Origin of the sequence: Mycobacterium sp. WUMAC-067 (assembly GCF_020217485.1) — a bacterium.
Classification (GTDB): Bacteria; Actinomycetota; Actinomycetes; order Mycobacteriales; family Mycobacteriaceae; genus Mycobacterium.
This window is the reverse complement of record NZ_JAEKMI010000083.1, coordinates 1-10,452: the sequence shown is the minus strand read 5'-3', so window position 1 is coordinate 10,452 and position 10,452 is coordinate 1. Positions and strand designations below refer to the sequence as shown.

Annotated in this window: 8 protein-coding genes and 2 pseudogenes; 2 read left to right on the top strand and 8 right to left on the bottom strand. The window is 64.6% G+C overall.

Annotation, left to right across the window (positions count from 1 at the left end):
* Positions 1 to 243: pseudogene (locus tag JF781_RS26510) on the bottom strand (hypothetical protein); the annotation flags it as partial.
* Positions 244 to 704: 461 nt separating this feature from the next.
* A complete protein-coding gene (locus JF781_RS26505) occupies positions 705 to 1,361 on the bottom strand; it encodes a class I SAM-dependent methyltransferase (protein WP_225330296.1) in 657 nt (218 codons plus the stop codon).
* A 153-nt stretch (positions 1,362 to 1,514) separates the two neighbouring features.
* On the opposite strand from JF781_RS26505, the gene JF781_RS26500 reads away from it, so the two are divergent.
* Complete coding sequence (locus JF781_RS26500) at positions 1,515 to 3,038, top strand: multicopper oxidase family protein (protein ID WP_225330297.1); 1,524 nt, start codon at positions 1,515 to 1,517, stop codon at positions 3,036 to 3,038.
* Between the two features lie 67 nt (positions 3,039 to 3,105).
* On the opposite strand, the gene JF781_RS26495 is transcribed toward JF781_RS26500, so the two are convergent.
* Positions 3,106 to 3,495: a four-helix bundle copper-binding protein gene (locus JF781_RS26495; protein WP_255642379.1), complete on the bottom strand. Its 390-nt coding sequence runs from the start codon at positions 3,493 to 3,495 to the stop codon at positions 3,106 to 3,108.
* 1,030 nt (positions 3,496 to 4,525) lie between these two features.
* Here JF781_RS26495 and JF781_RS26490 point away from each other — a divergent pair.
* The gene (locus tag JF781_RS26490) at positions 4,526 to 6,073 is read left to right on the top strand and encodes a PPE family protein (RefSeq protein ID WP_225330299.1); all 1,548 of its coding nucleotides are present in this window, start codon (positions 4,526 to 4,528) and stop codon (positions 6,071 to 6,073) included.
* A gap of 153 nt (positions 6,074 to 6,226) precedes the next feature.
* Here the strand turns inward: JF781_RS26490 and JF781_RS28780 are convergent.
* The 5 genes and pseudogenes from JF781_RS28780 to JF781_RS26465 all read right to left on the bottom strand — a co-directional run.
* Positions 6,227 to 6,304, bottom strand: a pseudogene (locus JF781_RS28780) (four-helix bundle copper-binding protein); the annotation flags it as partial.
* Between the two features lie 471 nt (positions 6,305 to 6,775).
* On the bottom strand, positions 6,776 to 7,120 hold the full coding sequence (locus JF781_RS26480; protein WP_225330300.1) for a DUF732 domain-containing protein: 345 nt from the start codon (positions 7,118 to 7,120) through the stop codon (positions 6,776 to 6,778).
* 96 nt (positions 7,121 to 7,216) lie between these two features.
* Positions 7,217 to 9,517, bottom strand: a complete 2,301-nt coding sequence (locus JF781_RS26475) for a heavy metal translocating P-type ATPase (protein WP_374109793.1) — start codon at positions 9,515 to 9,517, stop codon at positions 7,217 to 7,219.
* A gap of 99 nt (positions 9,518 to 9,616) precedes the next feature.
* Positions 9,617 to 9,898 carry a DUF1490 family protein gene (locus JF781_RS26470; protein WP_225330301.1) on the bottom strand — a complete coding sequence of 94 codons (282 nt, stop codon included), beginning with the start codon at positions 9,896 to 9,898 and terminating at the stop codon, positions 9,617 to 9,619.
* Positions 9,899 to 9,948: 50 nt separating this feature from the next.
* Positions 9,949 to 10,308 carry a helix-turn-helix transcriptional regulator gene (locus tag JF781_RS26465; RefSeq protein WP_225330302.1) on the bottom strand — a complete coding sequence of 120 codons (360 nt, stop codon included), beginning with the start codon at positions 10,306 to 10,308 and terminating at the stop codon, positions 9,949 to 9,951.
* Between the last annotated feature and the right edge of the window lie 144 nt (positions 10,309 to 10,452).

The window sequence follows — 10,452 nt, the reverse complement described above, 5'->3', positions numbered from 1 at the left end:
CGCGCGCGGGGGGCCGCGCCCGGCGGGCACCCCAAACCGGGCCACCCCACCGGTCAGCGCCACGGCGGCCACCGCACTTAACGCGATTAACGCAGCCACCACCGCGCCTGAGCGCGGCAGCACCGCCGTGGTGAACTGCTCGTGATGGTCGCCCGAGGAACCCTTGCCCACATGCGGATGATCGACATCAACGGTGAACTCGCTACCCAGCGAAGCCGCCAACGCATGCGCCGGCTGCGACATCGAAGACTGCGACACGGAAGACTGCGAATGCCCCATCACGCTGTGGGCACCGATGAGAACCCACGCCGCCAACCACGCCGCAGCCCCCACTGCCACCACATACCGGAGCCGAGGCAACCTGCTAGCGCCGCCGAATATCACGACACACCAACCCAGGCAATATGCGAGAAAACCAAGGATAGGCCGGGGAGTTTCCGATGCGCGGATTCACAACTCATCGCGTGCGTCGCCGATGAGCAGTTCACTGCGCGCCCGGTGGACATAGAAGCAGAATATACCCCGTACCCGTATATGTAAACCGGCACCTTCGGCGGTTCAGCAGTCCTATGTTGCGCCTAACCAGATGCTGACGACGCTCCACCGAGCGTACGACGGCCGGCATAGTTATGCCTGAGATCTACCGTCACCTTCGGCCCGGCATATCGATTACAACCAGTGGCCCGCCGTACCCATCGCCGGACTCACCGACCCTGCGGCCGTTGCGCCGTGATGTAGTGCAGCAACAACCGGTCACCAGTTCCGACGATGGAGAACCCCGCATCGGTAATCAGCTCATCGAGCTGGTGTAGCCGGTTCTGCTCCCTGGCATGGGCGTTGAAAACAGCAGCAAACCGATGCAAGATGCCACCGCCCGAGGGGCGAAGATCGGCGATGCACAGCCGCCCGCCCGGTCGCAGAACGCGAAACATTTGTCGCACTGCGTCGGCACGTCGGTCAACTGGAAAGTGGTGAAACGCCAAGCTGGATACCACCAGGTCGAACGACTGGTCGGAGAAGGGCAGATCTTCGGCGGAGGCAACCTGAAAGGTGGAGTTCGCCGGTGCACGCCGCGCGGCGTAGTCCACCATCGATTGTGAGGGATCGATCCCGACAACGCTGCCACCCGGGTGCACCGCCCGCGCGATTCGTCGAGTGAAGTATCCGGTCCCGCAGCCGACGTCGAGCACCCGATGGCCGGGCTCGGCGCCGGATAGCCCGACCAGCCGGTCCCACATGCGCGCACGTAGCCCCAGAGACCACGCATTGGTGGCCCATTCATAGGTACGGGGATAGTTGAGTACCCACCCGGAGCCGTCACCGTGCCGATGATCAGCGAACAGCCTCTGCGCCAGTCCCATCTAGAAAGTCCTTCCTGGGTATCCTTTCGATGCGGTCCGCCCAACGGTACAGCAATACCCCTATGCGGTATATTCGAGCCCGCGGGAGCGCGATCGCGGCTCTCTGGGACTGAACGAAACACCGAACGGCGCAATGAAAGACAGGTATCGGGCGTGCGTGAATCGACTTCTGACAGGGCGCGGCTCAGCAGGCGGGGCTTCATAGCCGCCACCGTTGCCGGCGGGTTCGCGCTGGCCGCCTGCGGCCGATCCGGCGAGCAAACGCGTACCGCCAACACGGCGATGGCGGACGCCATCGCTGCTGCCGAGGCGGCGCGGCCCCACACCGGGCGCACCGTCACGGCGGCACTGACGCCTCAACCGACAACAATCGACCTCGGCGGCATCAGTGTTCGCACAATGGCCTACGGCAACGCCATCCCGGGGCCCCTGATCCGCGCCAATGTCGGCGATGAACTCGCGGTCACGGTCACCAACCGGCTCGATTCGGCCACCTCGGTGCATTGGCACGGCATCGCCCTGCGCAACGACATGGACGGCGTCGCGCCCGCCACCCCGAACATCGACGCCGGCCGCGACTTCACCTACCGGTTCTCCGTACCCCATCCGGGCACCTACTGGGCGCATCCGCACGTCGGCCTGGACGCCGACTATGGCCTGTATCTGCCCGTGATCATCGATGACCCCCGAGAGTCGGGCCGCTATGACGCCGAATGGATCGTCGTACTCGACGACTGGACCGACGGCATCGGCAAAACCCCCAGGCAGCTCTACGACGATTTGACCAATCAGCGCAGGCCCAGCATGAGCAGCATGCCGGGCATGGAAAACATGCCCCCCATGGAGATGGACGGCGTCGGAACCAGCAATCTGCTTGGCGGCGACCCGGGCGATATTGCCTACCCGCACTACCTCATCAACGGCCGCATTCCCGCCGCTCCCACCACATTCAGCGCCAAGCCCGGACAGCGCATCCGGATCCGGATCATCAATTCCGGCTCCGACACCGCGTTCCGCGTCGCGCTAGCCGGGCACTCGATGACCGTCACCCACACCGACGGCTATCCCGTAGTGCCCACCGAGGTCGACGCCCTGCTGATCGGCATGGCCGAACGCTACGACGTCGTCGTCACCGCCGCCGACGGCGTTTTCCCGCTGGTCGCTCTTGCCGAAGGCAAAAATGCGCTGGCGCGGGCCCTGCTCTCCACCGGCGCCGGCAGCGCCCCTGATCCGGGTTTCCAGCCGGGCGAACTCAACAAAAGAGTCGGCACCGTCGAGATGTTCACCGCCGCACCGGAAGTCGACTTGGGTGTCGCCAAATCCGATGTGAATCTCCCGGTGGTCCTGAGTGGCGACATGACGAAGTACGACTGGCTGATCAACGGCGAGCCCTACAGCAAGACCAAGCCGCTACAGGTCCGCCAGGGTCAACGTGCCACGCTGGCATTCGACAACACCACCATGATGTACCACCCGATGCACCTGCACGGACACACCTTCCAGGTGATCAAGCCCGACGGCAAGCCCGGCCCGCGCAAAGACACCGTCAACGTACTGCCCAAGCAGAAAATGAGCGCCGTCCTCCTCGCGGACAACCCCGGCATCTGGGTGTTCCACTGCCACAACACCTATCACCAAGAGGCCGGCATGATGACTCGCCTCGAGTACATCACGTGAGCCATCACGGCGCGCACGCTAGAGGGCATCGGTGGCGGCGCCATGCGGGTAGGTGCCGAGTGAGCACTTAGCCGAGCGAGCCGATGAGCTCGCGGCACGCCCGTTCGCAGCGGCGGCAAACTTCCCCGCACACCCGGCAGTGCTCGTGATGGGTTGCGTGCCCCTCACATTCGTCTGCGCAGCTTTTGCATGTGATGGCGCATGTTTCGAGCACCGTTCTGGTCAGGTTGGCATCGTAGCCGGTGTGTCGGGACAGGACGCGCCCGGTGACCTCGCAGATGTCCGAGCAGTCGAGGCACGTGCGGATGCATTTTCTCAGCTGGTCGACCGCAGCTTCGCCGAGGCAGGCGTCTGCACAGGCTGTGCAGGCTTGCGCACATTCGATACAGGCTTCGATACAGGCTGTCAGTTTGGCCTTATCCACTCCGTCGAGGTCTTGGGGATAGGTCTTCAGCATGCTGCTGGTAGTAGTCACGTGTTCTCCTGGTGTTGAACGGCAGCGGTGTGGATGGTTTTCTGTGGAGGAGTGCCTCCGCGCCAGGCGTACCCGGCCCGACGTACGCTAAACGAGCGGGAGCTGTCGCGGTTTTCATCAACCCTCCGAGTCGGACGGTGATCTTTTTGGCCGGACAAGTTCGATGAAGGTGTTGGTCAGCATCGGGTCGAGCAACCCGGCGGTCGCCGACAAACCGTTGACGCGCTACGGAAGGTCCAAACCAAGTCACCTTTGATCGTGAATTACCTTGCGAGACATCAAAGTTGCGTCCAAGAAAAAGCTCAAAGGTCGCTCCACAACCGATGGTGTTGGGTTTACGGTTTCGTTCGAATGAGGTTGATTCCGATGACATGTCACGCCACGGGCTTGATACCGCGCAGTCACTAGGCGGACGCCGCCAAACGCCGGCAATCGGCCTCCGTCGGACTGGGCGTCGCGACCCCGGCGGGATTTGTGGCGCCCGCCTAAGGCACCGGCTTAGCCACAGGATGGACGAGGTCGGCGTCTTGACCGGATAGCCAGGGTAGGCCCGCAGCTGACGGACGCAGTGCTGCACCAGTTTCGACCGCATGGCCGCTTATGCGCGTCAGCGCCGAACGCAAAGCCCTCGTGCGCGGCGCGACATCGGCACTTCCCCCGCACTCCATCCCGTGATACCAATTACTGATAATGAAAACCAGTGTCAATAGGGCTAGGGTGGTGTGGCCGTCGACTAACCCTGCAACCCCCGCTACACGAGGATGTCTGCGATGACTTTGCACGTTTTGTCCCGAATGCCTCGGCGCCGCCGGTGCGGCTTTCGAAAAATGGGCGCGCACCTGGCGGCCGCGCATCCCGGCGCGCCCCGGTTGCGTACGGCGGTGATACAGCCCTGGGAAGAAACGATGGTCGACCTCTGCCGCGCCGGGATCGGCGTGGCCGAGGTCGGCGCCAGTTGCGTGACCGCTGATGCTGGCGCACGGTCGTGGCATCGAATCGCAGGTGTTTGACGATGACCGCGCCCGTCTGGATGGGATTTCCGCCGGAGGTGCACTCAGCCTTGCTGAGCAGTGGCCCGGGACCCGGTTCGCTGTTGGCCGCTGCCGGGGCATGGTCATCTTTGAGCGCCGAATACGCTTCAGTAGCAGAAGAACTCAGCAGCTCGGTGGCGTCCGTGCAGGCTGGGGCATGGGAGGGGCCGAGCTCAGAGTCGTACGTGGCCGCAAACCTCCCGTATCTGGCTTGGCTGATGCAGGCGAGCGCGAATAGCGCCGCCGCGGCCGCCCAACATGAGACTGTGGCTGCCGCTTACATCTCCGCGTTGGCGGCCATGCCCACAGTGGCCGAGCTGGCCACCAACCACGCTAGCCACGCAGCCTTGGTGGGGACAAATTTCTTTGGCGTCAACACGATTCCGATCGCGCTCAACGAAGCCGACTACGCGCGGATGTGGACTCAGGCCGCCACCACGATGAGCACCTATCAAGCGGTCTCCGGCACGGCGGTGGCGTCAACCCCGCAAACCGACCCCGCGCCGCAGATCCAGAGATCCGACAGCAACACCACCGGCAGCAACGGCTGCGGCACCAGAACAGACCCATGGACCGGAAATACCGAGGACGTCTATTGCCCAAACGATCCCCGGTTCTATTCGGAGTGGGCGAACGAATTATTCGGTTCGCAAATTCCGGATCTTATAAACACGTTGCTGACTAATCCCACGCAGGTGCCGGCCCTCCTTGCTTTGATGGAGGCCGATTTCATGTTCCACGTGCAGGCGATCATCTCCTATCTTGCCCAATCGCCGCAGTTGTTGTCGGTCGCCCTCGGCCTGGTAATCGCCAACGTGGGAGCGGTCGCAGCCCTGGGAGCGGCGAGCGGCCTGGCCGGCCTGGCCGCGATACCCACCGGAACCACGCCTGCCGAAACGATCCCAGTCGGGGCCGAGCCCAAATTGCCGGTAGTCGGGATTGCCCCGACCGCAACGACCATCGTGAGCCCCGGCTCGGCCCCCGCTTCGGCTCCGGCGCCCACGCCCGCGACGACCACCGTCGCTGGTTCCGCGCCGCCGACACCGCCGCCCGCGGCCGGCGGCGCGGCAAGTTTTGTTCCGCCCTACGTGGTGGGGCCTCCCGGCATCGGGATCGGCTCGGGGATAAGTGCCAGCTCAAGCTCCAGCGCCAAAAGAAAGGCCCCCGAGCCCGATACCGCCGCGGCGGGGTCGGCGGCGGCCGCCCGGGAGCAGGCCCGGGCGCGGCGGCGACAGCGCGCGACGCTGCGCGGACACAGCGACGAGTTCATGGATATGGATGTCGAGGTCGCCCCACGGTGGCGCCCGCCGCCAACTGCTGATAAGCCAATCACGTCAACCGTGGCCTCGGATCGGGGCGCGGGTCCGTTGGGGTTTGCCGGAACGGCATCGAGGGGCAGCGGGCAGGCGGCCGGGTTGACCACGCTGGACGGCGATGAGTTCGGTGGTGCCCCGTCCGCGCCAATGGTGCCGGGCACCTGGAACCTCGACCAGGTCAGCGAGGCGAGCGAAGAAACAGAACGCAGCTGACGGTCACGACACGGCAACGGCCCAGCTGCGCTTGTTCTCGGTAACCGAATAAGCGCGCATCGGACCGTTACCCGACACCGCCGCCGAACTGGCAGCGAGCGAATCCGAGGACACGTCGCGCACGATAGCTGAAGCCGGCGCCGGGCCAGCCCCTCAGCCGAGTGACACGATGAGTTCGCGGCATGCCCGTTCGCAGCGGCGGCAGATTTCTCCGCACACCCGGCAGTGCTCGTGATAGGTTGCGTGCCCGTCACATTCGTCTGCACATCTTGCAGGTGATGATGCACGTTTACGTTTCGAGTACCGTTCTGGTCAGATCGGCATCGTAGCGCGTGTGTCGGGACAGGACGCGGCCTTTGACTCGCAGATGTCCGAGCAGCAGTCGAGGCCCGGCGGAGCTTCTAATCGATGTGTAACCCAAACCACCGTTCAGCTTGTTGAGCCACGACAAGTATGTCGGGATGGAGATGCGGAATCGAGGATGGGCATCAAGCCATTTCGTGATCCGTCGAATTACACAAATCTGCCCGCCGATCGCGGCTCGCGCCAGCTTCACGCACGTCACCTCTCAGGAACAGCAGCAAAGCCGTGATTTCGCGAACGATGTGTCGTTGGCGTCGGTGCGTGGGCGTGCAATGGCTAAGGCCGCCCGCGGAGAGCTCCATGCCCACCAGTGGTGCGCCATTTGTCCGTCTCCATCGTCTATGCCCCCGGCTGAGGGATAACGGGGCGGTGTTGCGGGCAGTAGGAATTCACTGCGGCTCCGAAGAAATAGCCGGCCACATGTGCGGAAAGGTCGGTGTCTTTTACCAGCGATAAAATAAGGTTGGCCGGCGTCTGGTCTGCATCGAGGCCGCTGCACACCCTATGGCCGGTCGCGATCGCGGCATCCCGATTGGTGAAGACGATCCCGTGTTTCCTGAGCGCGGCGAGGAAGTCATCATCAGTTTGGTCCGCTGATGCAGGAGTAGCGAACTGGAGAGCAGCAACGAGCAGGAGCACGCTGGTTGTCAACCACTTCCCACAAGACATTTTCGTTTGGGCCACTAGTCTTCCTCCGGGTGTCAAAAGGCCTTGAAACGCGGGGAGCGTTCCGACCCACCGACATAACCATCCTGGACAGGCCGTAGATTCGTTGCATCGTTATGTTGAATCGTGACTCGATGGCTTTGATCCGGCAAGGGGTTTGATGCGTCCGGCGCGCACGCCGTTGGCGATGACGATCACCTCGGTAACCTCGTGCACGAACACCACCGCGGCCAGACCCAGGGTGCCGAACAGCGACAGCGGCATCAGCATGGTGATGATCGCCAGCGATAGCCCGACGTTTTGCAGCATGATCCGGCGGGAACGGCGGGCGTGATCCAGCGCCTGGGGCAGGTGGCGCAGGTCTTGGCCCATCAACGCGACGTCGGCGGTTTCGATGGCGACGTCGGTTCCCATGGCGCCCATAGCGATTCCCAGGTCGGCGGCGGCCAGGGCCGGAGCATCGTTGACGCCGTCGCCAACCATCGCGGTCCGCCGCTGGGCACGTAGCTCTGCGACCATGCGCGCCTTGTCCTCAGGACGCAGGTTGGCGTACACGCGCTCGATTCCAGCTTCGGCGGCCAAGGCTGAAGCGGTGGCATGGTTGTCGCCGGTGAGCATCGCCACCTCGTAGTTGCGGGCTCGCAATTCGGCAACGACCTCGGCGGTTTCCGGACGTAGTTCGTCGCGCACGGCGATGGCGCCGAGCAGCCGCCCGTCGCGTTCGACGAGAACCGTTGTGGCCCCGGCGTGTTGCATGCGCATTACATCCTCGGTGAGGTCGGCTGGATCGAGCCAGCCGGCGCGTCCCAGTCGGACACCGTGGCCGTCGAGCCGACCGGTCAATCCGGCACCCGGGATGGCTTGCACTTCGCTGGCCGCGGCGGCCGGTGTTTGGATCGCGGCGAGAACAGCCGCGGCCAGTGGGTGCTCGCTGCGGGCCTCCAGCGCGGCTGCCACCGCCAGCACCTCTTCACGAGTGACGCCGCTGGTTGTGGCGACCTCGATGACCGCGGGCCGATTGATCGTCAGGGTTCCGGTCTTGTCCAGGGCAATTGCGCCGATGGTGCCCATGTCTTCCAGTGCTGCGCCACCTTTGATGAGTACGCCGATCCTGGCGGCCGCCCCGATGGACGCCACCACCGACACCGGCACCGCGATGGCCAATGCGCATGGCGAGGCAGCCACCAATACCACCAGAGCACGTTCGATCCAGACCGCCGGGCTACCGAAGACGCTGCCCGCCCCGGCGATCGCCGGTCCGGCCATCATGATGCTCGGCACCAGCGGTCGCGCGATGCGGTCGGCCAGTCGCTGACTGGCGCCCTTGCGCGCCTGCTCGGCTTCCACGATGTGCACGATGCGCGCCAGCGAGTTGTCTTCTGCCGTCGCGGTGACCTGCACCAGCAGCGCGCCGGGACCGTTGATCGACCCGGCGAACACGTCGTCGCCAGGCCCGGCTTCGACCGGTACCGACTCACCGGTGATCGCGGAGACGTCCAATGAGGTGCGCCCGTCACGAATGATGCCGTCAGTGGCCAGACGCTCACCCGGCTTGACGATCATCTGATCGCCAACTTGAAGGTCGGCCGCGGCCACCACGGTTTCGCTGTCCGCGCGCAGCACGGTGGCCTGATCCGGCACCAGCGACAGCAACGCGCGCAAGCCGCGCCGCGTACGCGACACCGCGTATTCCTCCAAGCCCTCACTGATGGAGAACAAAAACGCCAGCATGGCAGCCTCGCCGACCTGGCCGAGACCGACAGCGCCGGCCGCAGCGATAGTCATTAACGTGCCAACACCGATGCGGCCCTGCGTAAGTCGCTTGATGGCCGACGGCACGAAGGTCGAGCCCCCCACCGCCAGGGCGACGACTTTAAAACCCAGAGCGACCGGCCCCAGCGGAGTGGTCCATGCGGTGATCACCGACCCCGTCAGCAACACCCCAGATAACGTGGCGCGTCGCAGCTTGGCGACCTGCCAGAGCCGTTCCGGCGCGTCCTCGCTGTCATCGTGGTCGCAGCAGTAATCGCTGACCGCCCTTGGGGGACAACGTTGTTCAGCGTCACACGTACTCGACCGCACCCGCGTGCTCCAGTCGATGACTCGTTGCACCACACCGGGCTTGCGCTTGTCGGCCGCGTGCGGGGTGCGCGTCGGCAGCGAAGCTATAGGGATGTGCCGGGCATCGGCGATCGCCGAGAGGACGGCGGCGGTGTCGCAGCTCTCAGGCGCATACCAGATCACCAATGAGGCGGTGCGCGGATAGGCCCGCACGTCTTCGACACCGGCCACCATGCCAACCGCGTCCTCGATCGCGACCGCGCGGACCGTGTCGAATCGAAACTGGCTGGCGTGCACCCGCATTCGCCGCGCCGTCGCAGACACAACGTTCAGCCCGAGGTCGGCATCGGGCATCGCACCGGTGGTCAGCATCGCCAGCTCCTAGCGGTATATCGGCGGATCCCTACCGCGGATGTCAACCTGCCCTGTCCGCCGAGGGCGCAGCGTGCGATGTCAGCAGCAACAGTCGTCGGCTACGGGGTCGACAGGAAGGGAGGCATCGTCACCGATGCGATCGCGAGCTTCGGCGACCACGTCGGCAACTTTCAGCCGAGCGGTCTCGGCCGCCACCTCGGCGCGCCGGGTTCCCCGCATGCCCCACTCCGTCGCGGTCACAGCCGCGCGGTGGACGGGAGCTTTTCCCACCGCCTTGCGCAACGCCTCGTAGGCACTTACCCCGACGAGCCCGGCGAACACCGTCCCGGTCGCCTTAACCAGTAGGCCATGTGCAACCACAGCTAACCCTCCTTATGCTCTGCTTTCTCGTCGCGCTTCGGCGAGCCCGCTCATCGACCAGACGGCGCGGTGCGCACTTCCTCGAAATTGGATTGCTCGCCGCCGCAAGGCTGGTCGGTGTCCACGGCGAGAACGACCTGAACCAACTCACCCAGGGCACGCGCGAGGTGACTATCGGCCAGGGCATACCGAACCTGGCGGCCCTCATACGCAGCGATTACGAGACCGCAGCCCCGCAAGCACGACAGATGGTTGGACACATTGGATCGGGTCAATCCGAGGTGCGACGCCAACTGACCCGGATAGCAAACGCCATCCAGCAGCGCGACGAGAATTCGGCACCGCGTCGGATCGGCCAGCGCCCGGCCCAGCCGGGCCAACGCCGATTCCCGCACCTCACATGTCAGCATTGGTTAAACAGCTTTCGCTGATACAACAGCAACGGTTGAAATTCCGCTTCGTATCACGCGGCGGTCGCGTAACTGGTGTCGAGTTCGGTGTCGGACGTTGGCGGGGTGTCTGCGAGTTCCGGCCGGTGCTCAAGCCTGGTGGCG